Here is a 24206-nt window from a genome sequence, read left to right on the forward strand (position 1 = left end):
CTTAACATGGGTTTTTAGCATAACCATGTTAAGTATTGTTCAGTTACACAGAATTAGTCTGGTAACTTAGTGATAGGAGCATAACCTTCTGACTCTAATTCTTCATTTACGCAGGTCAAAAGATATTGGGCCATTTTATCTGCCGTGATTCCGTCGTCCTCAGCCATTTCTGTACAGAACTGCTTTAATTCTTTTAACAATGCTTGGTCAGCCACCGGCTGCTCTTCGGCATAAGAAGAAAAACTTAACAAACCCACCAATAATAATGCAACAGTTTTCATGCTTTCTCCGCAATGTAATAGTTCAACCTGACCAAAATAATGGCCAGATATACAAAAGGCGCATCAAACAGTCACCTGTTGATGCGCCTTATAACCGAGCACTCAAAATTCTCTCTAACCAAGACCAACGACAAACCTGTTTAAACAGGGATTGTTATTCAGGAGTTAAATGTTTATTTTTTGACTCAATATTCTTTTGTCTTTTTTCCCGCTGCTTTTTCTCAAGTTCAGCACGAACTTTAGCGGATTTTTTTTCTTTAGCTGAATCATCAAAATCGTCTTCATCAAATTCTTCTAAACTAACGCGATTATCTTTACCCATAACTTTATCAACGGTTGCTAACACAAGGTGATTCTAAAGCACTTAGTGTAAATGCAAAGTGAAATAAATTGAACGTCATGATGAAAAAATTTTGTTCAACTACTTACATATTGCTACGCTTAATAAGAGTACCATTCATGCAAATGTATATCGTCCCATTTGCAGCCCCGAAATCTGCACTTTAAAAAGGTAAATCATGTTTAAAACCTTAGTTGTTGTTGACCATCCACTCAACTTGCCCAATAGCGAATTAACCATTGTTAATTTTGAACAATACCTTGCTGAATATCCTAAAGCAGGTGAACCTAAAATTCGCATTCTAAACTTATGCAATACTGAAAAGTATTTAAGTCAGGGCTACTATTGCTCCCTCTTGGCTGAAGCTCGTCAGCACAAAGTCTTGCCTAGCGTAAATACGATTAATGACTTGTCCTTGATGCCACCAAAGGATCAAGAGTGGGTAGAAATCCCCTTAAGTAAAAGTCAAATCCCGGCAACCGTCACTGCTGACGAAAAAGAGTTTGTGGTATTTTTTGGCTGGACCAAAAACGAAACATTACGCAAATTAGCTAAATTTGCTTTTGAAAAATTTCCTGCGCCTATTCTTAAATTGTCAGTCTCCCGTGATGAGCATCAAACTCAACTTATTTGCAGTGCAATTGGTGTTAATGCCATTGCGCCCGAATTGTGGGATCAGTTTACTGCTAGCTTAGAGCACTTTACTTTAAAAGTATGGCGCAACCCTCCTGGCCGCAAGCGTGCTCGTTGGGATATGGGCATTCTAGTCAATCCTGATGAAAAAACGCCGCCCAGCGATGCTAAAGCAATCCAGCTTTTTATTAAAGCGGCGAGTAAAGTCGGTATCGATGCAGAAACATTTACTGCCGCCCAAAGTGCGCAGTTGTATCAATATGATGCTTTGTTTATCCGTGAGACAACATCAATAAAACACCACACCTACGAGATGGCGCGTAAAGGCGAAAAAGAAGGTATGGTTGTGATGGATGATCCAACGTCTATTTTGCGTTGCTGTAATAAGGTGTTTTTGCACGATGCCTTTAGTTACCACAACATATCAGCACCAAAAACCCATTTTGTGTCTAAGTCTGACAAAGACACGCTTGATCGTTTAGAGATTGAATTTAGTTACCCTATCGTACTTAAATTGCCCGAAAGTTCGTTTTCTCTTGGCGTATTTAAAGCCAAAGACAGAACAGAATTGAGCACTAAATTAGAAATGATGCTGAAACAATCAGCTTTAGTACTAATTCAAGAATATTTATACACCGAATATGATTGGCGCATTGGCGTGCTAAATGGCCGTGCTATCTATGCATGTCGTTATTTTATGGCGCGCAATCATTGGCAAATCTATAACCACAGTTCTAAACGCAATACCGCAGGTAACTTTGAAACCATACCCACATTTGAGGTACCACGCGCCGTATTAGCAACGGCAATTAAGTCCTGTGAAATAGTCGGAAATGGTTTATATGGTGTTGATTTAAAACAAGTTGATGACAAAGTTTATGTCATTGAAGTGAATGACAACCCTAACTTGGATAGCAAAGTAGAAGACAAATATTTAGGCGATGAGCTATATCGCGTCATCATGCAAGAATTTGCTGATCGCCTTGAATATCGGGGCCGCTAGATTGCAAGCACTCAACCAGCACTTGTCTCAAGTTGTGATACCGAGTCAAAATATCCTAGTCCGAGATGCCAAGTACTCGGACTTAGGGCAATTGATGGCCCTTGAAAACCGCTGTTTTGCTGGTGATCGTTTAAGTAAACGTAGCTTTCAACATTGGTTAAAGGCCCCCAACTGTGTGTTTCAAGTCATATTGCTTGATCAAGTTGTGGTTGCCTATGGTTTAGTGATTATGCGTAAGGGCACGCATTTAGCACGTTTGTATTCCATTGCAGTTGATAAAGAAATTCGCGGTCTAGGTATTGGCAAAAAACTACTGCTTGCCTTAGAGCAACAAACCCTTGAACAGGGCAAGATGTTTATCCGACTTGAAGTAGCGAAAAACAACGACACCGCAATTAATCTATACAAAGGGCTGGGTTATAAAATTTTTGGTAGCTACGAAGCTTACTATGAAGACAATACCGACGCCTTACGGATGCAAAAAAACGTCAGGCAGATGCAATCATTGCAACAACTGACCCCCTATCCTTGGTATCAACAAACCACAGAATTTACCTGTGGCCCCTCGTCATTAATGATGGCCATGGCTAAGCTCGATCCTCAAGTAACCTTAAATCAGGCACTTGAACTGGATATCTGGCGCGAAGCTACCACCATTTATATGACCTCAGGCCACGGTGGGTGCCACCCTTATGGTTTAGCTTTGGCCGCCCATAAACGTGGGTTTGAGGTGCTGGTTTATGTCAATCTTACCGGACCTTTGTTTATCGGTGGAGTGCGTAGTCAGCATAAAAAAGACATCATGCAAGCGGTCGAAAATCAGTTTCGTACTCAGGTTGAAGAAGCTAATATTGAAGTTCGTTTCACTGATGTTAGCCCTGAGGATTTGGAATATCACATTCGCCAAGGTGCTGGTGTCATCAGTTTAATTAGTACTTATCAACTAGATGACAAAAAAGCGCCCCATTGGGTGTGTGTAACAGAAATTGATGATGACTACCTATATTCTCATGATCCGGATCCTGATGATCATGATGTTGAATCGCTGGATTGCCAGCATATTCCCATCGCTAAACAAGACTTTTACAGCATGTCATGTTTTGGCAAAGAGCGTTTGCGCACCGCAGTGGTTATAAAGAGACGTCAATAGACTGAATTTTCACCCGTTAAACTTGCCAATTAATGGGTGTTTTATTTTGTGCAAGTAGCAATTTATTGGTTTGCGAAAAGTGTTTACAACCCAAAAAGCCCCGATAAGCCGATAATGGCGATGGATGAGGTGCGTGTAGCACATGATGTCGTGTTGTATCAATCATTGCGCCTTTTTTCTGCGCGTGACTACCCCACAACAAAAAAATCGTACCACGAGTATGTTGATTCAACAGTTCAATCACCCTTGAGGTAAATCTTTCCCAACCAATTTTACTATGGGAATGGGCTAAACCCTGCTCGACGGTTAAAACCGTATTCAACAATAAGACTCCCTGCTCTGCCCATTGCTGTAAAAAACCATGACTAGGTAGGCTGAACCCCTCGATATCAGTTAGCAGTTCTTTGTACATATTGGCCAAAGAGGGAGGCGTTTTAATACCAGGCAACACAGAGAAGCTCAAACCATGGGCTTGATTCGGTCCGTGATAGGGATCTTGGCCCAAAATAACCACTTTTACTTGCTCAAATTCAGTGGCCTTAAAGGCGTTAAAAACATCGGACTGTGCCGGAAAAATCGTTTTTCCCGCAGCTCGTTGCTCGGCGACATAAGCGATTATTTGCTGAAAATAAGCCTGCTGCTTTTCTTCCGCTAACAAAGTCGACCATGTCGCCACTTTGCTTATCCTAAAAGAGCAAAAAGATGCGCTTTTAAAGCGGCATAATCATTCGCTATTTCAACGGAGAAGCTCTCTTTGCCTACACAATCAGCCAAAGGCTGGGGCAAGCTAATAGGCTGACCTAAGACGTTTTCAACCGTTTCACGAAATTTCGCTGGATGCGCAGTGCCTAAGAAAATACCGGTTTGACCTGGCTCCATATTTCTTACTAATGCTTTATAAGCAATCGCAGCATGGGGCTCACTCACATAACCTAACTGCGCCAATTGACGCATCGCAACTTGAGTGTACTCCTCATCAACCGTATCACCGCTGAGCACAGATTTATCTAGATAACCTTGCTCTATGATGGCTTCAATGCGCGGCCAGTTGTTAGGTTGGCTCACGTCCATAGCATTGGATAAAGTTGCGATAGTGCTTTTAGGTTGCCACTCACCGGTTTTCAAATAACGTGGAACGGTATCATTGAGGTTAGTGGCAGCCACAAAATGACTTATCGGTAAACCCATTACCTTTGCAATCATACCGGCGGTTAAATTACCAAAGTTACCGCTTGGCACAGACACCACAACGTCTTTACGCTGTTCAACAGTAAGCTGCGCTAGGGCCTCAAAGTAATAACATACCTGAGCGACCAAACGACTGATGTTAATAGAATTTGCAGAGTTTAAATGCAAACCAACACGCACATCCACATCATCAAAGGCGGTCTTAACCAATTGCTGACAGGCGTCAAAATCGGCTTCAATAGCAACGGTGTGTATATTGCCACCGAGGGTAGTGAAAAGTTTTTCCTGTAACTGGCTGATTTTACCTTTGGGGTACAGAATAACCACATCGATATTTTCAATACCATGAAAGGCATGTGCAACGGCCGCACCGGTATCTCCCGATGTAGCCGTTAGGATCGTAATCTTTTCACCTTTGGCAATTTCAGTCAGGGTCTGGGCCATAAAGCGACCGCCAAAGTCTTTAAAAGCCAATGTTGGACCGTGATACAACTCTAGACTGTAAATATTATCAGTCACTTTAACGAGGGGAGCGGGAAACATAAATGCACGTTCAACGATGCCTTTTAGGGTATCTTGAGGTAACTCATCACCGATTAGCGTGCTGAGAATTTCTATACTGCGCTCGACAAATGGCTTGGCCAACAATGTTTCAATATCATCGAACGTAGGCAACTTTTTGGGAAAGTATAGACCTTGATTTTTACCTAAACCTTTTTTAACTGCTTCTGCAAAACTAGCGATATCTGAAGCGTCTTTTAAATTTTCGAGTTCCAAAATTAAACTACCTTATCTTTACTTGTTAGCAATGGGGGCTCAATAAATGATTGCGCCTTGCTGATCTAACTGGCAAATATGACTGAAGCCAGTGTCATTTTGAATATAATTATCCGCCAACCATTGGTTGATAACTATAGCCTGTTCTAATGAATCACACACGGCAAAAACTGAGGGGCCGGAACCGGATATTCCAAAAGCTAAAGCTCCTTGTTTTTCAGCAAATTCACGGGATTCATCAAACCGCGGCAAAAGTGATTTTCTATAAGGCTCAGCAATAACATCCGACATCATTGCTGCGGCCAGTTTTTCGTCTTGTCGATACAAAGCATCAACAAATACCGCGAGTTGCCGACCAAACTGAATAGTTGTGGCCATTGGCACTTCTTTAGGCAAAATGGCGCGAGCAGCGGCAGTAGATACTGTTATGCCCGAATAACACGATACCCAATACCACTGCTTAAAGGTGGGCAAAGATAAGGCAACTTGGTCCCTGTGCTCTGCCATTAAGGTCAAACCGCCTAAAAAGCACGGTGCGACATTGTCATAATGTACACTGCCGCTAATTTGTCCCTCTAATTCACCCATCATCAACAACAACTTGCTATCGTTAAATGGAGTCTCACCTAAAACAGTACTAAAAAACTGATTAAGTCCATGAAAAGCCGCAACAATTGAACTAGCACTAGAGCCTAAACCACTGCCTATGGGCAAATGTTTATACAGCGTCATGGCCACTACGGGCAATGATTTAACATCACAACCTTGCTTGGCTAAACATTGGATAAAATGGTGATAACACAGCGTTACAATGTTGCTTGCAGGGTCAGCAGGCAGTTTATCAGCAAAGCGGCCTTCGACCTTTAGCTCAAATTGCTCAGCTAATTCAATTTTAACTTCATCACCCAGCAAGCTACCATCAATCGGCTTAAGAGCAGCCCCCAGTAAATCAAAACCTAAGCTGACATTACCAATTGAAGCAGGTGCATAAGCCGTAAGTGTTTTTTGTTGCATCGTTGACCTACTCATTACAGATTTTGTTTCCACGGCATGGTGCGCAATACATCAGCAAACACACCAGCGGCAGTTACTGCAGCACCGGCACCGTAGCCTCTAATAACAAAGGGGATAGGCTGATAATAATGACTATGAATAGCTAAGGCATTTTCACCTTCTTTAATCATATATAAAGGATGTGAGGCATCCACTGCTTCGATTGAAACTACGCAATTGCCTTTACTTATTGAACCAACATAACGTAAAACCTTACCTTGCTGCTTTGCCGCTTGGACTTTTTTATTAAAATAATCATCCAGCTCTGGAAGGCGCGTCATGAAGTCGTCAACTGAACCACTGGCATCAAAAAAACTTGGCAGAACCGGTTCCACTTTAATGTCACTAAGCTCTAATTTGAGGTCAGCCTCACGTGCCATTATCAGCAGTTTACGCGCTACATCAGAACCGCTTAAATCATCTCTTGGGTCCGGCTCAGTAAAGCCGTTTTTCTTAGCAATTTCGGTTGCTTCTGATAAGCTCAAACCCTCTTCCAGCTTGCCAAATACAAACGACAATGAGCCGGATAGGATGCCCTCAAAACGAACCAATTCATCACCCGCATAAATAAGCTTTTGCAAGTTATCGATCACTGGCAAACCGGCTCCAACCGTGGTTTCATACAAAAATTGACGATTGGTTTGCTGGGCGGTATCGCGTAATAGTTGGTAAAATTCGGTTGACGCTGTATTGGCTTTTTTATTTGGTGTAACCACATGAAAACCATCTAACATCATTTGTGGATACTGATTCGCAATCAACTCACTACTGGTGCAATCAACAATAACTGGATTAACCAAACTATTGTCTTCAACAAACTGTTGCAAGGTAGACAGAGTGAACGTTCTTTCGCTAAGGCTCAAATCATTGGCCCACGCTTTATTCAAATCAATACCGCGTCCTTGCAAAAGTAATTTTTTACTATTAGCAATACCATATACTTTGACGCTAATTTTGCGGTCTAACAAAGCAGATTGCTGTTTAGCAATCTGACTCAAAAGCTCTTTACCTACAGTGCCACAACCTACTAAAAATACATCTATAGTATGCAGATTAGAGAAAAAGTTTTGATGCACAATTTTGACTGCTTTTTTGGCTTTATCCATCTCAATAACCGTCGAAATAGAGCGTTCTGAAGAACCTTGAGCAATGGCCACATTATTCACTCTTGCCTGGGCCAACGAACTAAAGAATTTGGCGGCGAGGCCTTTAGTGTGACGCATTCCATCGCCGACTAACGTGACAATCGCCAACTTATGACGCACTTCAATCGGATCGAGTAAGTGATTGCTCAACTCTAGGGTAAATGAATCTTCTAACAAGGCTAAAGCCCGATTAGCGTCCTTGTCGTGAATACAAAAGCTAATACTGTATTCTGAAGATGACTGGGTAATCAGACTGATAGAAATATTAGCATTCGACATGACTTCGAAAACTCGACTCGCCATACCGACCATGCCCTTCATACCAGGACCAGCAACGTTAAACATTGCCATATTGTCTAGATGAGAAATACCTTTAACACTGGTCCACACTGTGCTGGCTTCATTACTAATCAGGGTACCGGGTGCACTAGGATTGAGAGTATTGCGAATTAAACAAGGAATATGGTGTTGAGCAATTGGGCCAATGGTTTTAGGATGCAATACCTTGGCACCAAAATAAGAAAGTTCCATGGCTTCTTGGTAGGTCAATTTATCGAGTAATACTGCACCTTCCACCTGATTAGGATCGGCATTGTAAACACCGTCAACATCAGTCCAGATTTCACAACACTCTGCATCAATACAAGCCGCTAAAATAGCAGCAGAATAATCTGAACCATTGCGCCCTAGTGTTACTTTTTCACCCTCAGCATTAACCGCCACAAAACCAGGCATGATAAGGACTATATCGCCGGAACTATCTACATCAGTAAAACGCGCTTTACTCGCAGCAACATTGGCGATGCTATCGAGATAATCACCTTCGGCCAGCACGTAATCGACTGGATCAATAATTTGATTCTGGTGACCTAGTGCCGTCAGTATTTCACTAAAGATATTCACACTAACGTATTCGCCGATACTCAAAATTCTTGCCACCACCGATTCGGGCGCACATTGCAGTAAAGCAAATCCTTCTAAATTTTGATTTAGCTCTTTTAGGATAAGATGAACATAGTCAGCTAGTTTGACTTGGTTAATAGTCGGAATACGTTCTTGTAGCTCATCTAAGATACCGAATAACACCATGTTTAACTTAGCAAATAACTCACCATAGTCTTTGCCGAGGGCTGCTTCATCACATAACAACGACAGGGCATTGGTTACGCCTTTAGGAGCAGATAATACAACAGCAGCGCCACTAACCTGATGGCAGGCCATACTAATGTCTTTTACCATTAAGTATTTTTCAGCATCCGCTAAAGATGACCCACCAAACTTCAACACCTTCATTTATTTGCTCCTTTAATTTTATAACCAAGACCTAAGGTTTGGCGCTCTGAATTTTTACGACACCCAATAACAAAAAAGCCCGCTTTAGGTCGCGGGCTTTTTTGTTTAATGCTTGAGCACTAGCCAGCGACCACCTCATAGAGGGTGGTAATAATCATCATGCCGGTGGTGCGTATTATTTTTATTTTCATGTGCGCAATTTGCCGTATAGACGTCTATATGTCAACCAGCAAACCGAGTTGTTTGGTTATTAATTATGCTTGTTTTGTTGCAAGTCAAAATACTTTGGTAAAAATACTCCGCCAATGGCATTAAAAACAATCAATAATCACTATGCCTTGCTCAACCATTGCATGATTTGAAGTTGCACTTTGATACATTTTTTATCAGATACCAGAGCGAGCAAGCCTTGCTCGACTACTGTCTGCTGTTCATTAGTCAGATTATCCACACCCTCATGTTGCAGTTCTTCTAAGCTCAACAGGATCTCATGTAAACTTACTATAGTGTGTTGCAAAGGGGGGTCTTGCTGTTTTGCACTGAGTTGCTGCATTATTTTTTCAAGTAAAGACAGGTAGTACTTTAACTCATGACCCCACTGAATATGAGCTTCCTGCGAATTAGGTAAGACCATACTCATTTTTTGCCACTGTCTTAGTGTCTTAGCCAGATAGGCAGACAACACGATTTTGTCGCCTTGTTTAATATCATCTTCATTACATATAAGTGTTAAGGGTTTAGGCTGTTTTTGACTGACTTCAGATTTAGTCTCATCCATTAAACGGTAACCGCGTGCAGCCTTACTAAGCAAACCAATAGTGACGGGCATTAACTCCGCTATCTGTTGACCTAAACTGAACAAGATATCAACATTGCCATGTTTTAACTCTAATTCAATTTCATTAATTGCGTCACTGCGACCGCATGCCAATACTTGCCCTCTATCCCATACTAACTCTACCTGCGTGCGATCTGACCAAGTTAATAAAAATACTGAGCGAATAAACTGCGTAGAAAACTGGCAAATCAAGGTATTTTGTACTTCAGGCAGATTAAAGAAGCTTGGCCATACATCAGCCGGAAATAAACTTAAATCAGGCTTTTCAGGAACACTATGCAGATGTAGCCCTAGGGATATATTGTATTCTGGTCTTTGTTGCAAACCTGCGACACCTTTTCCTGCCGTTTTTAAGGTCTGTTCGTAGTGATGTTGACAACCACGAATACGCAAACCCATGTCATTTTTTCTAAAGTCACGATCAAGCGTATCAAAGTAACTATTGCTTAATTCAACTTCACTTTGCTCAATAGTGGCATCGAGTTGAGGTAGTAGTTTTTCAATTATAATGGGCCCTGCAAGGGCCTGGGTGCTCAATTTCAACTCTATTTCAACTTCCATAACGTTGTTCAATTCTCCGGTGTGAGTTCAATTGAGATGCCTCAACAATCATCTTAGTTGAGTAAATTAACTCAAATAGTGGCTGATTAGATGATTTAACTAGACTATTTTAATGTAAGCTTGCCTTTCACTTTGTCAGGCAATACCATTTGCGACATATTATAGAGGCAAGTTTTAAGATTATGCGCAAACGGTTAGTATTATTTTTTATTATAGTGTCCACTTCACTTTTCGGCTCATTAAGCATGGCCCAAGAGCCTAACGACAGTGAAGGCGATATTCGTTATATTTCTGACGACCTTTTTACCTTTTTGCGCTCTGGTCCTGGCGATCAATATCGCTTTTTAGGCCCTATCATTGCCGGCACACCGGTTAAAGTGTTACAAGGAGATGCTAATTCCAACTGGATCGAAATTATCGACCAGCAACAACGCACCGGTTGGGTCGATTCACAATTTATTAGCAAGACTCAAAGTTTTAGAGAAAGAGTGCCCGAATTACAACAACAACTTAATGAGGCAAATATAACTCTCCAGCAGCAAGCTACTGATAATGATCTGTTAAATCAGAGGATTATTGCTCTCGGCTCAGAGAATACTGCTCTTAACCGCAAGTTAACTGAAGTGACAGAAGCTAATAGAAAAATCAAACTTGAGTTAGAGCAACACGATCAAAGCGCCCAAATCGAATGGTTTACTCGTGGAGGAATCGTCGCGGTAATCAGTCTACTATTAGGTATCATCCTAACTTACCTACCTAAAAAACGTCGCCGTAACGACAACTGGATGTAGAGTCAAATAACAATCACCTTCAAGTGGGCTTCTGGTGATTGTTATTGCCGTAAAAAATAATAAACTCAGCTTATGGCCCTTTGACTAACTGTATTAAGGCGATTTCAATTCGTTTTAGTTCGCGCAACAAAGACGAGCGATTCATCTCCATAAACAACCAATTTTTCATCGCTACTTGCATTTGAACGGCAACAATTAAACAAATACCCCAAAAGATTTGTTGCTCAGTTTGTTGTGCGGTGAAAAATTCGAAACCTGACCAAAACATTAATCCCGCAGTTATCAAGGCCAAACCATTTACTAACCAAACCCAGCGACGCATGCCTCCACGATAGATGGGTAAAAGACGATTGAACAAACCTTTATTGTCAATTAGCAAGGGTTCGAGGCGTTTAACTTCAGCATTAAGCGCTTGGGTTATTTGATCATCAATATTCATTTTTAGTCTCCAATATATTTTTTAACTTATTTCTACCTCGAAACAGCCTTGTTTTAACTGTACCTACCGGTACCTCTTGGATTAAAGCAATTTCCACTAGTGAGAGTTGAGCAAAGTAAAATAGGTAGATTGCTTGATACTCATCGTGAGGAAGTTGTTTGATAGTTGCTACTAGCCCCTCTTCTTGATTTTTCTCATTACCCGTTAGTGTTTCAACATCTTGCTCACAAACAGCGTTAGCATATATTTTTGCAATGCGCAGTTGATCAAGAGCAGCCCACCTCACTGCCCGATAAATCCAACTGCGAAAAGCCTTTGTTTCTTGCAAACGTCTGATGTTTTTTACTATGGTCAACCACGCTTCCTGCGCGGCATCTTGTGCCATACTTCTATCTCGAGTGATGCCATATGCAAAATGTATAAGTTGTGTTTGATAATGTAGAAATAAGCCCAGCAAGGCTTTTTCATCGCCTTGCTGGGCTTTTATAACCCACATATCCAATTCTACCTGCTGCATATAATACCAACTCCTATTTACTGGCTAAGACGATAACAAATAGCCAAAGGTTCTTGCAGCATAAACTAAATGCAAAACTAGACTAAATTGGCTAAGCTAGTGTTTCTCAAAAACAGGCAAGATTGGCGCAGCATAAACTCCCATGAGTTACTCTATCGATATATTAGAACATGTTGTTTACGTCACTTTTACCGGTGATAGTGACCCATTAGATTTAATTTCTTTGATGAGCGAGCCACTATTTTTACCCAATGTAGCCAAATTGCAGCGCCTTGTTTTTGACTTTTCACAAACTACAGATTTGAATATGAGTCTTGATGAAGTTAGGCAGTTGTCTGTCGTTGCCAAAGTTGAAGCAACCTTCTTGAGCATACTGCATATCGTTATTGTGCTGAGCGGTCCCAATGGCAGACCACGAGCAGAGGCTTATCAACAGGCTTTGTCACGTACAACTTGGCGCATCGACATTGTAGAGACCAAAGCACAAGCTGCTACATTGTTGGCAATCGCGACTGACAGGTAGTTATGCTCTCGATTGATACCTTAACCGCATTTAGTCTTGCCGCTTTTTTATTGTGTATTTCTCCCGGCCCCTCTAATTTATACATCATGGCACGCAGTATTAGTCAGGGTCAAAAAGCAGGCATGATCGCTGCGTCCGGCATGGCTTTAGGCTCATTTATTTACGTTATCGCCAGTGCCTTTGGATTGGCCGCCATTTTCATTTATTTGCCCTTGGCATATACCTTAGTCAAACTTGCTGGCGCAGCCTATCTAATATACTTATCTATTCAGTATTTGCGCTTAGCCAAGTGTCACAGTCAGGGAATAATAATACTTAATACCTTAAGTTCTCGACGCATATTTAAACAAAGTTTAGTTGTCGAACTAACTAATCCCAAAACGGCTTTATTTTTTATTGCATTTTTGCCTTTATTTACAGAGCCCAGCCAAGGCCACATGACATTACAATTGCTTATTTTGGGCACAATTTATGCCTTAATAGGTTTGCTGAGCGACCTTTGTGTGGCAACATTGTCAGGTAAAATAGGGCGCTGGATGAGTGCTCATCCGCACTCTGAACAATGGCAAAATCGCTTATCTGCGTTGTTGTTATTCACCATTGGTGGATTTATTGTGTATGACGAAAGTTTAAAATTTTTAATTTAAATTATTGGGTTATTTTAACCTCTAACAAGGAAAGCACGATGGGTATCTTAGCTAAACTATTAAAAGCGCTCAATTCAGATTCAAGCCCGTGGCAGTTGGCCTTTGGCTTTACCCTTGGAATGATAATGGGTTTAACCCCTATATTGGGTTTGCATTCGTTAATCTTAGTATTTGTTGTACTATTTTTTAGAGTCAATATTTCTAGCTTTTTAGTGGCTTGGGCCTTATTTGCACTTTTTACTTTACCACTCGATTCTTTAATGGCGTCAATAGGTGAGTCCTTGTTGACCACTGAAAGCCTTCAGCCGTTTTGGACCGCTTTATACAGCAGTACCTTTGGTCAACTGACCCAGTTTTATCACACACTCACCCTAGGAAGTCTTATCTTTACCTTGCTTTTATCGCCTGTCTTATTATTCGCAAGCAAATATTTAGTTATTCAATACCGTGTAAAAGTGATGGTTTGGGTAAATAAAATCAAATTAGTGCAATTTATAAAAGGAAGTAATTTTTACCGCCTTTATCAGGCATTAGGAGAATAATGCAATGAAAAATATCATCAGATGGCCTGGCCTTATCGCCTTTGTTTTGATAACAGGTAGCATTGCAGCCATTATCATTTTATTTTTTGATTTTTGGATTAAGCTTGCCGCCCAAAAAGGACTCGAAGTTGCAACGGGAGCAGAAGTTAATATTAGTGCGGTCGAACACACATTCTCACCTTTTGGCGTCAGTTTAATTGATGTACAACTAACCGACCCTAATAAGCCAGCCACTAACCAGATTCAAGCAGCGAAAATCAGTGCAGATATTGAGTTATCGCCATTATTATTACGTAAAGTCATTATCGACAACTTAATTGTGTCTGGTGTGCAGTTTGGTACAGAGCGCGCTAGAGAAGGCGAGGTATTTCGCAAAACAAACGCACAAGGCGAGAGATCTGTATTAGAAGAGTTATTCCCGAATAAAGAAGATTTGCCCAGTGTAGATGAGGTTCTAGCTCGCTCCCCCTTAAAAACAACCAAAGCTATCGAAGAAGTGCAAGCGGCTTATGACCGTCACAAAGAGGGAATAGCAACTCAATATAAAAACCTACCCAGTAAAGATAAACTAGCAGAATATAAAAAGCAGATTGAAGCCTTATCAAAAGCTAATTACAAAAATCCAAGTGAATTACTGGCAGCCAAAGAAAAATTCGATTTACTGAAACAAGAAATTAGAGCTGACAAACAAATTTTAACTGATTTTAAAGATTCGGTAAGCCAAGCAAAACAAGAGCTATCTCCTAAAATAGCACAATTAAAAGCGGCACCAGGCCAAGATTATGAGCAGTTAAAAGCCTTAGTAGCTGGTGATGCTGGTGCCATCAGTGATGTGACCACTATGGTGTTTGGTGAAAAAGCAGCACAATGGGCTGAATATGGTCTAGCCGCCTTTGATATCGTCGCTCCTATGTTAAAAAATAAAGAACAACAAAGCGAGGAAGCAGTTTCAGCCGGTCGTTGGCTTAGCTTTGATGATGAATCAGGACTACCTGAGTTGTGGATTAAAAACGCCGATATTTCGGTAAGTTGGCAACAAGAAAACCTGTTAAGTGTTTGGCATGACATCACCTATCAGCACGATATTATTGGCCGTGCTACCACATTTAAGGTTGACTCTAGCAAAAGTAAACTTTGGCAGTCGTTTAAGTTAAATGGCGATTTTTGGCTGAAAGAAAATGGCATACTTGCTCAACAAAACTGGCAATTAGCTGGCTTAAAACTCGACAATATCGACTTGGTCAATCAAGACAAACTAAGCAGTAAATTACTCACCGGTTTAATGTCAAGTAACGGTAGTATTAAGGTGAAAGAAAATACCGTTATTGGTGATGGTGTGATCAATTTAACTAGCCTTACCATGCAAGCTCAAGGCAGCAATAAAATGACTAATATTGTGGCCAATACCCTCAACCAATTGGAACAACTCAGCATTAATTCGGATGTTGGCGGGGTGATCGGTGATTTGGACTTATCCTTTAGTTCAGATTTAAACCGACAACTTGGTAGCGCTTTATTGGCTAATATAGGCAAAGAAGAACAGGGTAAATTGGACGAATTAAAAGCCAAACTAAACACCCAGATGCAAGCAGCCTTAGGTAGCCAAGATGCGCAACTGGGTGAGTGGCTTGACTGGGAAAAACTCGCGGATGGTGACATTAGCAGCTTAGAAGAAATGCTTAATTCGAAAATGAACAATGCCATCGACAATAAAAAAGATGAGCTTAAAGATAAATTAAAAGGCAAATTATTTGGTGGCTAGCCCCAATAATATGCCGATTTAAATAAGAGCCCATCTTTACTCTTAGCGCTGAGCAAACAGTCGCGCTCGACATGTAGAAATGGGCTAAGCAAATAAAGTGTTAAATCCGCCTAATCCCTTCCTACCATTATTAAATGGTATTTGACTATTCGCTGCTAATCGCCTTAGCAAGACGTTTACCCAGCGTTTGTAAAATGAATTGGGCGTTTTCTGGATTATTTTTAATACAAGTCAAAAACTGTCGTCTACTTAATACAATTAGTGCGACATCAGACTTTGCCACAATATCGGCTGTTCTGGGTACGTCAACCAGTAAAGCCAACTCACCAAATACTTCTCCCCTTGCTAACTCGACGACTTCATTGTCTTTTTTTGCTGTGCCCAAGAGTACAGAAACAATACCATCAACAATAAAGTAAGCGTCTTCTCCCATGTCACCTTTAGTAATAATGGATTCACCTGCGCGATAGTACTCTCGGCAGTAGGGCTCCATAAAATTAAAGATATCTTGCTGAGCAACAAAATTAATAAAACTTTCACGGATTTCGTGCAAGTTAAGCACCATCGGCTGAATATCAAGGTTGTGGTGTGCTGATTTAACCACCTCCCCGGCCTTTATAAATCCGATACGTTGCATGGATTTAGTCAGCGCTGGATTAAAGGGCGCCACTACATGTGTGACATTTTTATCATTGGCCCAATAGTACATCAGCATAAAAAGGCCATTGGTAATTCTTAATTGACCTCGACTGTCTGGGTCCACTACAAGCTGTCCCACATTGGCTAAAGTGCCAACGTCTCCCTTGAGGTAGGGTTTAAAGTTAAAAAAATCGTCTGCCGGTATGCCTACGCAATTATCCTGTAAGGTCAGTCGGATAGTACCTACCACATTGTCTTCGTCTGCGGCGAAAAAGGTCACCGAGTTGGTAAAAGCGTCAAAACGGTCAATGATACGACCATCTGCTTGTTTCTCATATGAGCCTTCAATATCGGCAAAAACTTTATGCCGCAGCTTGTAACACGCGTCTAATTCGACATTAGTTTCAGCAATTTTGGTCCTAATTCCCATTCCTGTTTCCTTGTATATGAAGCGGCGTTTTAGTTGGTAATCCTCAACTTTAATGAATCGCGACAGCTTAGTTGCCTTGCTAAAAACTAGGTTGGTGATTACGACTGCATATGAGTATTGAGTCACACTGAAAAAGTAAACTAACTGATACTCATTTTAGGTGGCGTGATAAATACTAATAGCTTAAAAATATAACGTTTTATTGATGCGTTTTATATCGATATTATTTTATTCCAATTCAAATAAATCGCCGGGGCTACATTTTAGTGCTTTACACAAAGCGAGTAAGGTTGAAAATCGAATTGCTTTAGCTCTGCCACATTTAAGTTTGGATAAATTCGCGAGCGTAATATCCACTTCATTTGATAGCTCAGTTAATGACATTTTTCGCTGTACTAAGAGTAAGTCTAAATTAACTTTGAGTTTCATTTGATTCCGTTTTTTTGCTTAGTGGTAAGACACAGAGTGCATTAAACTAGCGACATTCAATAATTATCGATAATAGATTAAAGATTATCGATAAACAACAAATAATAGTTGATTAATAATATATTAACGGCTAGCTTATAATGAAATTACTCAAATAAAGGAAGGTGCAATGTTTGCTCTGATACTACCTCTGTTTTTTATCGCATTTGTTATATCTGTAACTTGGCTAAGTTATAAGTTGGGCACAACTAAAAGTGACAATGCAAAACTGTGTGCAATCATTGGTTTTTTGTTATCGTTTTTGCCTCCCTTTGCGCTTATTTATTTAGTGGTTTTGTTATTAAAAGAAGATAGCGCAATTGTCTAGTTCTATAGTGGTTTGCGGTAAAAGATTGGTTTCGAAGACTTAGCGCTGTTTAGTGAATGCGTTTCGCTGGAGGATCTGACAAAAGCTCGGCATAATAGACAAAATAACTAAACGAGGAGGACAAAGTCATGAAATGGGTAACGCCCTTGTTACTTTGCCTGCTTGTTTTGCTGCAATATCGTTTGTGGTTTGGTAAAAATAGCATGCCAGACTATATAGGTATGCAAAAAGAAGTACAGGAGCAAGCGCGACAAAACGCTAATCTGGTACAACGTAATAGTTTGTTAAAAGCCGACATTGAAGATTTGAAAATTGGTCTTGAAGCCGCAGAAGAAAGAGCACGTAATGATCTCGGTCTAATCAAACAAGGTGAAACGTTTTATCGCATCTTACCTTCTGAAAATTAATAGATAATGACATCAAATAGAAGCTTTACCGCAATTGTCCCTGCAGCTGGTATTGGTAAACGAATGAATAGGGATTTACCTAAGCAATATTTAACTATTGCCGGAAAAACGATCATAGAGCACACCCTTGAACGTCTAATTTGTCACCCTCAAATTGGCAGAATAATTGTTGTTTTACATCCTCAAGATAGCCATTTTACCCAATTAACTATTGCTCAGTCTGCCAATATTATCACCGTCACTGGCGGCAAAGAACGCAGTGATTCGGTGTTAGCAGGCCTGGCCATGGTTGCTGCCGATGAACAATGGGTATTAGTTCACGACGCGGCCCGCCCTTGTTTACATCCGGATGATCTCAGTGCTTTGCTACAACTGGCTGAGCAAGGCGAGGTAGGCGGGATCTTAGCGGCACCTGTACGAGATACAATGAAACGCAGTAATACCCAGCAATTTGTAGAAAAAACAGAGTCACGGGATAACCTTTGGCACGCCCTCACTCCGCAGTTTTTTCCTGCGCAAATGTTGTATCAGGCACTAAGCCAAGCTCAACAACTGAAACTCAATATTACTGACGAAGCCTCAGCGATTGAACAATTTGGTGGCAAGGTAAAAATCGTCATCGGCCGCGCCTCCAATATTAAAGTGACCCAAGACGAAGATTTATTGCTCGCTCATTTTTATCTCACGCAATTACCCCAGGAAATAAATCAAACATGAATATGCGCATTGGTCATGGTTATGACGTTCATAAATTTGGCGGACCTGGTCCCATTGTAATGGGCGGCGTTAGTATTGATTATGAACAAGGACTGCTTGCCCATTCAGACGGTGATGTAGCCATACATGCATTGTGTGATGCGATACTTGGCGCGTTGGCCAAGGGTGATATAGGCCGTCACTTTCCTGATACTGATCCAGCTTTAGCTGGCGTAGATAGCCGCAACTTATTACGTACCGTAGTCGATTTAATGATCAGTGAAGGCTATATCATCGGTAATGTTGATATTACTATTGTGGCTCAGGCGCCTAAAATGGCGCCTCATATCAATATAATGGTGCAACATCTGAAGACTGACTTACAAACCCAGGCATCTCAGGTAAATGTGAAAGCCACAACAACTGAGAAACTTGGCTTTGCCGGACGCAAAGAAGGTATTGCTGCTTATGCAGTGGTGCTGTTAGTTAATCAATCATTGCAGGCTAACTAATGCAAACTCATCATTGGCGTTATTTAATGCCTGCCCCTACTGCCAGTGGACAATTAAAAGTTGAGTTACAAGACTTTCATGTTACTGAGAAACTTGGCTATGAGCCTACTGGTCAGGGTGAACACATTTACTTATGGGTGCAAAAGACAGGCTTAAATACTGCTTTCTTAGCAGAAGAAATAGCCAAGTTTGCCCGTGTTCCTTTGCGTGACGTAACCTATGCAGGCCGCAAAGATAAATACGCAGTAACCTTACAATGGTTTAGTGTGCACAAACCGGGTAAAGCAGAATTTGACTGGTCAAAATTAGCCGTTGATGGTGCAGAAGTGCTAAAAGCCATTCGCCATGATAAAAAATTACGTACCGGCGTACTCAAAGGCAATCGCTTTGTAATTTCGGTGCGCAATATTAGTGACACAAAGGCATTAAGCAAACGTTTGAACTATGTAGAAAAAAACGGTGTGCCTAACTACTACGGTGCACAGCGTTTTGGCGATAGCCGCTATGATGCAAGGGGCGGTAACTTAGTTCTCGCCGAAAAGATGCTTAACGGTGAAGAGATTCGTAATCGTAATAAACGCTCAATGGCCATATCTGCCCTAAGGTCTTGGTTGTTTAATGAATTTGTCAGCCGCCGAATTGAAGATGGCTTATTTAATCAAGCGCTAAATGGCGATATTATGTTGCTCGCCGGCAGTGCCAGTTATTTTTGCGCCGACAGCATTGATGAAACAATTAAGCAAAGATTACTCAGTCGTGATATTCAATTATCGGCACCTTTGTGGGGACAAGGTCCACTTGCTTCACAAGGCAAAGCGCTAGCATTAGAGCAAAACATAGCTAATGATCATGCAACTATTACCTTAACCCTTGAAAAACTTGGGCTCAAGCAGGAACGACGCGCCTTAAGGTTGTTACCTGAAAATATGCAATGGGAAGTACAAGACAATCTATTACAAGTCAGTTTTGACCTACCTGCTGGGGCTTTTGCAACATCTGTGATCAGAGAAATTGTCGATATTAATCAGCATTATGAAGTGGACTAAGCATGCGCATCCTATCAAGCAATGATGACGAAGTTTCTGCCCAGAATAGAGTGCCCCTTGGTAGCGATTTAAACCTTGCCGTTTTATCTAGACCACGATTGTGACTACCGAGATGATTGATATGTAAACGTCACATTATTTAACCACCGAACAGACTTTGAATATTGACGTTCGTGATTTAAGCTACAAAAAACTGACTTCGATACAAGCAGCAGACAAGCCAAAAACAGAATGCTGGAGAAAAAATATATTTTTATACCTGAGTTAAGGGATAATGTTCCATTACCCCAAGGCCGGTAAGTAAGGGGCCTATAAAGGCTTAGAAGATTTGCGTCACTGGACTTCGCATTTTCAAACAAAACAATAATAAATTTAACTAACATTTGACTCTGGATTAGCCATAACAATGAGAGCCACGTTTCGCAAAGGTGATAGCCTCGCCCAACTATTATCCCAAGAAGGGATCAAAAATACCAAAGTACTTAGTGCCATTGCCAATATTCCACGGGAGCTTTTTATCCCGGACGCATTGCGGCACAAAGCGTATCAAAATACTGCATTACCTATTGGTCAAGGACAAACAATTTCGCAACCTTATATTGTAGCGCGTATGACTGAATTACTTTTACAATCAGAAAATAGCCCGCAAAATGTATTAGAAATTGGCACAGGTTCGGGTTATCAAACGGCTGTATTGGCCCAGCTTTTTCAGAAAGTATTTTCAGTTGAGCGGATAAAAACTTTACAATTTCAAGCTAAGCGGCGCATGAACCAATTAAATTTACATAATGTTGCCATGAAGCACGGAGACGGATGGCAAGGTTGGGCGAGTAAAGGTCCTTTTGATGCGATAATCGTCACTGCCGCTGCCAGTCGTATTCCTGAACAACTATTTGCTCAACTTAACCAAGGCGGACGGCTCATTATTCCGGTTGGCCAAGAAAACCAGCAACTACAATGCATAACCAGACACGAAGACGAATTTGAAACTCAGATAATAGAAGCGGTGCGCTTCGTTCCTTTAGTCCCTGGAAATATTATTTAAATTAACTAAAAAATACCGACAGAAAGGGTAAACAATGAGTACCAAGCGAACAGCGAAAGATTTTGTTGGGATTGCAGCACGTGGGGTTTTAATGGGAGCTGCGGACGCTGTTCCGGGTGTGTCAGGCGGCACAATAGCGTTCATGACGGGTATCTATGAAGAGCTAATTTCTTCGTTAAAAAAATGCAGTAGTGCGCCAAAGATCTTATTCACCCAAGGTATCAATGCCACATGGCTGCATATCAACGGCTCATTTTTACTGACCCTATTCAGTGGTGTGATTATCAGTCTAGTGAGTATTTCTCGTCTTGTGGTTTTTCTACTCGATAATTATCCCGCCTTGTTATGGGCTTTTTTCTTTGGCTTAATCATGGCTGGAGTGTGGTCAGTCATCCGTCATATAGATAGATGGTCGTTGCCAGTTATAAGCGCATTTGTTTTTGGTGCTGTTGGTGCCTACTGGATCACCATGATTTCGCCAACGTCTATTGAATCCACGCCTCTGATAGTCTTTTTTTCTGGCATGTTGGCGATATGCGCCATGATCTTACCGGGTATTTCTGGTAGTTTTATTCTTCTTCTATTAGGCATGTATGGCCCAATGATGAATGCTATCAAAGAATTTCAGTTCTTTACTCTAGGCTGTTTTGCTGCAGGCTGTGTGGCAGGCCTAATTAGTTTTTCTCATGTACTAAGCTGGATGTTTCAACATCATAAAACACCCACTTTAGCCTTACTTGGCGGGTTTATGTTGGGTTCGTTAAATAAAGTATGGCCTTGGAAAATCACCCTCGAAACAGTGATAGACCGTCACGGCAAAGTCATTCCGCTATTGCAAGAGAATGTGCTGCCGGCAGCATTCGAAGCCCATACTCAACAACCTGCCTACTTGCTGTATACCTTATTACTCATAGGTTTAGGGGTTGTTGCGGTAGTCTTGCTCGAACGTTTTGGCACTAAAACAGACCAAAAATAATGAAACAGTGGCAATTTTGTTACAAGCATATTAAGTCAAACAGCATAAGATATTTACAGCGGAATCGGTCGTATTTCACTGTGGGCTTAAGTGCTTTGTTAATGCTCTCATGCTCCACTCGAGAACAACCGGCACCCGTGGTTGAGATCTATCAAGGTAAAACATTTAGAGACTTTCAAGCCGATACCTTTGATGGTAAAAAATATACAGTTCAAAAAGGCGATACCTTGTTTTCAATCGCTTGGTTTAGCGGTAACGACTATCGGGATTTAGCCAAAATAAATCACATCAAAACACCATACAATATCTTTCCTGGACAGATAATATCGCTAAGAAAGCAAGAGACTGCGAGTAAGTCCAACAAAAATCAGCAAACTGGTCAAACCTCAAAAATAAAGTCAAATCAACCAGTTGACCCTCCACAAAAGCAGGCGTATGGTAAAAGTGAAAAAAATGTTAACGAAGGTTCTATTGTTCCTTCGGTCGGTGAATTTCCCAACCAAGTATCCCAATGGATATGGCCTACCTCAAATGTTGTAACGAGTATGTTTTCAGCGACAGAGGCCGGAAATAAAGGGATAGACTTTGCAGGGAATGGTGGTGAGCCAATTTTGGCGGCAGCCGACGGAAAAGTGGTATACACGGGCAGTGCGCTGCGTGGATTTGGTAATTTGGTCATCATCAAGCATTCAGATGCCTACTTAACGGCCTATGCTCATAATGACAAAATCTTGGTTAAAGAACAGCAATGGATAACCTCTGGGCAAAAAATTGCCACTATGGGTAAAAGTGGAACCGATTCGGTCAAGCTTCATTTTGAAGTGAGGTTCAAAGGAAAATCAATTGATCCTTTGATATTTTTACCTAAAAAATAATAACAATAAATAATTATAAGGAAACAAGGAGATGTATTAGGAACAACAATGTTTTTTCAGGAGTCACTATAATGTATCAAGAAAAAATTGAAGTAGCTGATGTTGAAGTTTTGGACGATGTTGAAGCTTTGATCGAGTTTGAAGACAACAAATCAGAGAAAGAAGATACCGAATTAGAAGACATCTTAGTCAAAAAAGATGAAATAACTAAAAATCTAGATGCAACCCAACTATATTTAGGTGAGATTGGCTTTTCCCCACTATTGACCGCAGAAGAAGAAGTTTATTTTTCGCGTAAAGCGCTCAAAGGCCATGAAGCTTCCCGTAAACGTATGATTGTTAGCAATCTACGCCTTGTCGTTAAAATTGCCCGTCGATACAATAATCGGGGCCTTGCCTTGTTAGACTTAATCGAAGAAGGTAATTTAGGCTTAATTCGTGCGGTTGAAAAGTTCGATCCTGAGCGTGGATTCCGATTTTCTACTTATGCGACTTGGTGGATCAGGCAGACAATTGAACGCGCTATTATGAATCAAACTCGTACGATTCGATTGCCAATCCATGTAGTCAAAGAGTTAAACGTGTACTTGCGTGCGGCACGAGAATTGGCCCAAAAATTAGATCACGAACCAAGCGCAGAAGAAATAGCAGTATCACTTGATAAACCAGTAGTTGATGTAGTCAAAATGTTGAGACTGAATGAACGCATAAGCTCAATTGATACACCCATTGGTAGTGATGGTGACAAAGGTTTACTAGACGTCATTGCAGATGAACGAGGACATGGTCCAGAAGAAGAACTGCAAGAAAACGATATGAGCGCCAACATTGTGCATTGGCTTGAAGATCTCAATCCCAAACAGCGCGAAGTACTCGCAAGACGTTTTGGTTTATTAGGTTACGAACCGTCGACCCTTGAAGATGTGGGAGCCGAAATTGGCTTAACACGTGAAAGAGTAAGACAAATTCAAGTAGAAGCCTTACGCAGATTACGCGACATGCTCGGCCATAAAGGCCTCAATCTAGAATCATTATTTGATACGCTAAGTTAGTACACTAAAAATATTTGTTATAAAAAAAGCCTCTCGTGAGGCTTTTTTACTATGGGTACATCATAACTTTTCCAAAAGCACTTCTATTGAGACAGCCATCATAAACTGGCAAAAAAACAGGTTTGAACTACGCTTTAAAGGTTCAAACAACCACGGATGGTCTGTAATGCCACAATCACGTCAAAGCCAAATCAGTCTTATTGATACTCCTTATTACCACTGTGTCTCGCGCTGCGTTCGTCACTCTTT

At 41.0% G+C, this 24206-nt stretch carries 27 protein-coding genes and 1 pseudogene; 17 read left to right on the forward strand and 11 right to left on the reverse strand.

Annotated features, from left to right (window positions below):
- Positions 1-53 precede the first annotated feature (53 nt).
- Both ABKW31_RS16220 and ABKW31_RS16225 read right to left on the reverse strand, forming a co-directional pair.
- Positions 54-281: a hypothetical protein gene (locus ABKW31_RS16220; RefSeq protein WP_348617614.1), complete on the reverse strand. Its 228-nt coding sequence runs from the start codon at positions 279-281 to the stop codon at positions 54-56.
- 154 nt (positions 282-435) lie between these two features.
- Positions 436-627, reverse strand: coding sequence for a hypothetical protein (locus tag ABKW31_RS16225; RefSeq protein ID WP_348617615.1), 192 nt, complete (start codon positions 625-627; stop codon positions 436-438).
- 172 nt (positions 628-799) lie between these two features.
- Between ABKW31_RS16225 and ABKW31_RS16230 the strand changes: the two genes are divergently transcribed.
- Both ABKW31_RS16230 and ABKW31_RS16235 read left to right on the forward strand, forming a co-directional pair.
- The gene (locus ABKW31_RS16230) at positions 800-2257 is read left to right on the forward strand and encodes a RimK family protein (RefSeq protein ID WP_348617616.1); all 1458 of its coding nucleotides are present in this window, start codon (positions 800-802) and stop codon (positions 2255-2257) included.
- Between the two features lie 94 nt (positions 2258-2351).
- On the forward strand, positions 2352-3407 hold the full coding sequence (locus ABKW31_RS16235) for a GNAT family N-acetyltransferase/peptidase C39 family protein (RefSeq protein ID WP_348617644.1): 1056 nt from the start codon (positions 2352-2354) through the stop codon (positions 3405-3407).
- Positions 3408-3423: 16 nt separating this feature from the next.
- Here the strand turns inward: ABKW31_RS16235 and ung are convergent, their stop codons facing one another.
- The 5 genes from ung to ABKW31_RS16260 form a co-directional block, all read right to left on the reverse strand.
- The gene (gene ung, locus ABKW31_RS16240) at positions 3424-4083 is read right to left on the reverse strand and encodes a uracil-DNA glycosylase (protein WP_348617617.1); all 660 of its coding nucleotides are present in this window, start codon (positions 4081-4083) and stop codon (positions 3424-3426) included.
- Between the two features lie 5 nt (positions 4084-4088).
- Positions 4089-5372: a threonine synthase gene (gene thrC, locus ABKW31_RS16245; RefSeq protein ID WP_348617619.1), complete on the reverse strand. Its 1284-nt coding sequence runs from the start codon at positions 5370-5372 to the stop codon at positions 4089-4091.
- Positions 5373-5411: 39 nt separating this feature from the next.
- The gene (gene thrB, locus ABKW31_RS16250) at positions 5412-6386 is read right to left on the reverse strand and encodes a homoserine kinase (protein ID WP_348617620.1); all 975 of its coding nucleotides are present in this window, start codon (positions 6384-6386) and stop codon (positions 5412-5414) included.
- A gap of 14 nt (positions 6387-6400) precedes the next feature.
- The gene (gene thrA / locus ABKW31_RS16255) at positions 6401-8863 is read right to left on the reverse strand and encodes a bifunctional aspartate kinase/homoserine dehydrogenase I (RefSeq protein WP_348617621.1); all 2463 of its coding nucleotides are present in this window, start codon (positions 8861-8863) and stop codon (positions 6401-6403) included.
- Between the two features lie 331 nt (positions 8864-9194).
- Complete coding sequence (locus ABKW31_RS16260; RefSeq protein WP_348617622.1) at positions 9195-10262, reverse strand: CYTH domain-containing protein; 1068 nt, start codon at positions 10260-10262, stop codon at positions 9195-9197.
- 182 nt (positions 10263-10444) lie between these two features.
- Between ABKW31_RS16260 and ABKW31_RS16265 the strand changes: the two genes are divergently transcribed.
- Positions 10445-11053 carry a TIGR04211 family SH3 domain-containing protein gene (locus ABKW31_RS16265; protein WP_348617623.1) on the forward strand — a complete coding sequence of 203 codons (609 nt, stop codon included), beginning with the start codon at positions 10445-10447 and terminating at the stop codon, positions 11051-11053.
- A gap of 70 nt (positions 11054-11123) precedes the next feature.
- Here the strand turns inward: ABKW31_RS16265 and ABKW31_RS16270 are convergent, their stop codons facing one another.
- Together ABKW31_RS16270 and ABKW31_RS16275 are read right to left on the reverse strand one after the other, a co-directional pair.
- Positions 11124-11492, reverse strand: coding sequence for a DUF6768 family protein (locus ABKW31_RS16270; RefSeq protein ID WP_348617624.1), 369 nt, complete (start codon positions 11490-11492; stop codon positions 11124-11126).
- Positions 11482-12009 (reverse strand): sigma-70 family RNA polymerase sigma factor, encoded by a 528-nt coding sequence (locus ABKW31_RS16275; RefSeq protein WP_348617625.1) that lies wholly within the window; start codon positions 12007-12009, stop codon positions 11482-11484. The genes ABKW31_RS16270 and ABKW31_RS16275 overlap by 11 nt, the downstream gene beginning before the upstream one ends.
- A gap of 142 nt (positions 12010-12151) precedes the next feature.
- On the opposite strand from ABKW31_RS16275, the gene ABKW31_RS16280 reads away from it, so the two are divergent.
- Genes ABKW31_RS16280 through ABKW31_RS16295 form a run of 4 tightly spaced genes read left to right on the forward strand, consistent with a single transcriptional unit; the run spans position 12152 to position 15483 of the window.
- Complete coding sequence (locus ABKW31_RS16280) at positions 12152-12532, forward strand: hypothetical protein (RefSeq protein WP_348617626.1); 381 nt, start codon at positions 12152-12154, stop codon at positions 12530-12532.
- A gap of 2 nt (positions 12533-12534) precedes the next feature.
- Positions 12535-13179 (forward strand): LysE family translocator, encoded by a 645-nt coding sequence (locus ABKW31_RS16285; protein ID WP_348617627.1) that lies wholly within the window; start codon positions 12535-12537, stop codon positions 13177-13179.
- A 38-nt stretch (positions 13180-13217) separates the two neighbouring features.
- Positions 13218-13721, forward strand: a complete 504-nt coding sequence (locus ABKW31_RS16290; protein WP_348617628.1) for a TIGR03546 family protein — start codon at positions 13218-13220, stop codon at positions 13719-13721.
- Positions 13722-13725: 4 nt separating this feature from the next.
- Positions 13726-15483: a TIGR03545 family protein gene (locus tag ABKW31_RS16295; protein ID WP_348617629.1), complete on the forward strand. Its 1758-nt coding sequence runs from the start codon at positions 13726-13728 to the stop codon at positions 15481-15483.
- 145 nt (positions 15484-15628) lie between these two features.
- On the opposite strand, the gene ABKW31_RS16300 is transcribed toward ABKW31_RS16295, so the two are convergent.
- Positions 15629-16552: a cyclic nucleotide-binding domain-containing protein gene (locus ABKW31_RS16300; protein ID WP_348617630.1), complete on the reverse strand. Its 924-nt coding sequence runs from the start codon at positions 16550-16552 to the stop codon at positions 15629-15631.
- A gap of 228 nt (positions 16553-16780) precedes the next feature.
- A complete protein-coding gene (locus ABKW31_RS16305; RefSeq protein WP_348617631.1) occupies positions 16781-16981 on the reverse strand; it encodes a helix-turn-helix transcriptional regulator in 201 nt (66 codons plus the stop codon).
- A gap of 169 nt (positions 16982-17150) precedes the next feature.
- Here ABKW31_RS16305 and ABKW31_RS16310 point away from each other — a divergent pair, with 169 nt between their 5' ends.
- The 10 genes and pseudogenes from ABKW31_RS16310 to ABKW31_RS16355 all read left to right on the forward strand — a co-directional run.
- A complete protein-coding gene (locus ABKW31_RS16310; protein ID WP_348617632.1) occupies positions 17151-17348 on the forward strand; it encodes a hypothetical protein in 198 nt (65 codons plus the stop codon).
- 128 nt (positions 17349-17476) lie between these two features.
- Entirely contained in the window at positions 17477-17755 is a 279-nt protein-coding gene (ftsB, locus tag ABKW31_RS16315) for a cell division protein FtsB (protein ID WP_348617633.1), read from the forward strand.
- Between the two features lie 6 nt (positions 17756-17761).
- Positions 17762-18472, forward strand: a complete 711-nt coding sequence (gene ispD, locus ABKW31_RS16320) for a 2-C-methyl-D-erythritol 4-phosphate cytidylyltransferase (protein ID WP_348617634.1) — start codon at positions 17762-17764, stop codon at positions 18470-18472.
- Complete coding sequence (gene ispF / locus ABKW31_RS16325; protein WP_348617635.1) at positions 18469-18963, forward strand: 2-C-methyl-D-erythritol 2,4-cyclodiphosphate synthase; 495 nt, start codon at positions 18469-18471, stop codon at positions 18961-18963. Before ispD ends, ispF begins: the two co-directional genes overlap by 4 nt.
- Positions 18963-20009: a tRNA pseudouridine(13) synthase TruD gene (gene truD / locus ABKW31_RS16330; protein ID WP_348617636.1), complete on the forward strand. Its 1047-nt coding sequence runs from the start codon at positions 18963-18965 to the stop codon at positions 20007-20009. Before ispF ends, truD begins: the two co-directional genes overlap by 1 nt.
- A 406-nt stretch (positions 20010-20415) precedes the next feature.
- Positions 20416-21054 (forward strand): protein-L-isoaspartate(D-aspartate) O-methyltransferase, encoded by a 639-nt coding sequence (locus tag ABKW31_RS16335; RefSeq protein WP_348617637.1) that lies wholly within the window; start codon positions 20416-20418, stop codon positions 21052-21054.
- Positions 21055-21088: 34 nt separating this feature from the next.
- Positions 21089-22030, forward strand: a complete 942-nt coding sequence (locus tag ABKW31_RS16340) for a DUF368 domain-containing protein (protein WP_348617638.1) — start codon at positions 21089-21091, stop codon at positions 22028-22030.
- Positions 22031-22131: 101 nt separating this feature from the next.
- Positions 22132-22905, forward strand: coding sequence for a peptidoglycan DD-metalloendopeptidase family protein (locus ABKW31_RS16345; protein WP_348617639.1), 774 nt, complete (start codon positions 22132-22134; stop codon positions 22903-22905).
- 71 nt (positions 22906-22976) lie between these two features.
- Positions 22977-23957 (forward strand): RNA polymerase sigma factor RpoS, encoded by a 981-nt coding sequence (gene rpoS, locus ABKW31_RS16350; RefSeq protein WP_348617640.1) that lies wholly within the window; start codon positions 22977-22979, stop codon positions 23955-23957.
- Positions 23958-24123: 166 nt separating this feature from the next.
- A pseudogene (locus ABKW31_RS16355) lies at positions 24124-24206 on the forward strand (Type I secretion system protein TolC); the annotation flags it as partial.

This window comes from Paraglaciecola sp. 25GB23A (genome assembly GCF_040012495.1).
Taxonomy (GTDB): domain Bacteria; phylum Pseudomonadota; class Gammaproteobacteria; order Enterobacterales; family Alteromonadaceae; genus Paraglaciecola.

What these genes read in the sequence shown, in the direction of transcription:
- ABKW31_RS16295 (WP_348617629.1), top strand. Translation starts at nt 13,726, where the DNA reads ATGAAAAATATCATCAGATGGCCTGGCCTTATCGCCTTTGTTTTGATA.
- truD (WP_348617636.1), top strand. Translation starts at nt 18,963, where the DNA reads ATGCAAACTCATCATTGGCGTTATTTAATGCCTGCCCCTACTGCCAGT.
- ABKW31_RS16260 (WP_348617622.1), bottom strand. Translation starts at nt 10,262, where the DNA reads ATGGAAGTTGAAATAGAGTTGAAATTGAGCACCCAGGCCCTTGCAGGG.
- ABKW31_RS16300 (WP_348617630.1), bottom strand. Translation starts at nt 16,552, where the DNA reads ATGGGAATTAGGACCAAAATTGCTGAAACTAATGTCGAATTAGACGCG.
- ABKW31_RS16290 (WP_348617628.1), top strand. Translation starts at nt 13,218, where the DNA reads ATGGGTATCTTAGCTAAACTATTAAAAGCGCTCAATTCAGATTCAAGC.
- ABKW31_RS16230 (WP_348617616.1), top strand. Translation starts at nt 800, where the DNA reads ATGTTTAAAACCTTAGTTGTTGTTGACCATCCACTCAACTTGCCCAAT.
- ABKW31_RS16275 (WP_348617625.1), bottom strand. Translation starts at nt 12,009, where the DNA reads ATGCAGCAGGTAGAATTGGATATGTGGGTTATAAAAGCCCAGCAAGGC.
- ABKW31_RS16280 (WP_348617626.1), top strand. Translation starts at nt 12,152, where the DNA reads ATGAGTTACTCTATCGATATATTAGAACATGTTGTTTACGTCACTTTT.
- ABKW31_RS16265 (WP_348617623.1), top strand. Translation starts at nt 10,445, where the DNA reads ATGCGCAAACGGTTAGTATTATTTTTTATTATAGTGTCCACTTCACTT.
- thrA (WP_348617621.1), bottom strand. Translation starts at nt 8,863, where the DNA reads ATGAAGGTGTTGAAGTTTGGTGGGTCATCTTTAGCGGATGCTGAAAAA.
- thrB (WP_348617620.1), bottom strand. Translation starts at nt 6,386, where the DNA reads ATGCAACAAAAAACACTTACGGCTTATGCACCTGCTTCAATTGGTAAT.
- ispF (WP_348617635.1), top strand. Translation starts at nt 18,469, where the DNA reads ATGAATATGCGCATTGGTCATGGTTATGACGTTCATAAATTTGGCGGA.
- ispD (WP_348617634.1), top strand. Translation starts at nt 17,762, where the DNA reads ATGACATCAAATAGAAGCTTTACCGCAATTGTCCCTGCAGCTGGTATT.
- rpoS (WP_348617640.1), top strand. Translation starts at nt 22,977, where the DNA reads ATGTATCAAGAAAAAATTGAAGTAGCTGATGTTGAAGTTTTGGACGAT.
- ABKW31_RS16335 (WP_348617637.1), top strand. Translation starts at nt 20,416, where the DNA reads ATGAGAGCCACGTTTCGCAAAGGTGATAGCCTCGCCCAACTATTATCC.
- ABKW31_RS16340 (WP_348617638.1), top strand. Translation starts at nt 21,089, where the DNA reads ATGAGTACCAAGCGAACAGCGAAAGATTTTGTTGGGATTGCAGCACGT.
- ftsB (WP_348617633.1), top strand. Translation starts at nt 17,477, where the DNA reads ATGAAATGGGTAACGCCCTTGTTACTTTGCCTGCTTGTTTTGCTGCAA.
- ABKW31_RS16305 (WP_348617631.1), bottom strand. Translation starts at nt 16,981, where the DNA reads ATGAAACTCAAAGTTAATTTAGACTTACTCTTAGTACAGCGAAAAATG.
- ABKW31_RS16345 (WP_348617639.1), top strand. Translation starts at nt 22,132, where the DNA reads ATGCTCTCATGCTCCACTCGAGAACAACCGGCACCCGTGGTTGAGATC.
- ABKW31_RS16220 (WP_348617614.1), bottom strand. Translation starts at nt 281, where the DNA reads ATGAAAACTGTTGCATTATTATTGGTGGGTTTGTTAAGTTTTTCTTCT.
- ABKW31_RS16310 (WP_348617632.1), top strand. Translation starts at nt 17,151, where the DNA reads ATGTTTGCTCTGATACTACCTCTGTTTTTTATCGCATTTGTTATATCT.
- ABKW31_RS16270 (WP_348617624.1), bottom strand. Translation starts at nt 11,492, where the DNA reads ATGAATATTGATGATCAAATAACCCAAGCGCTTAATGCTGAAGTTAAA.
- ABKW31_RS16285 (WP_348617627.1), top strand. Translation starts at nt 12,535, where the DNA reads ATGCTCTCGATTGATACCTTAACCGCATTTAGTCTTGCCGCTTTTTTA.
- ABKW31_RS16235 (WP_348617644.1), top strand. Translation starts at nt 2,352, where the DNA reads ATGGCCCTTGAAAACCGCTGTTTTGCTGGTGATCGTTTAAGTAAACGT.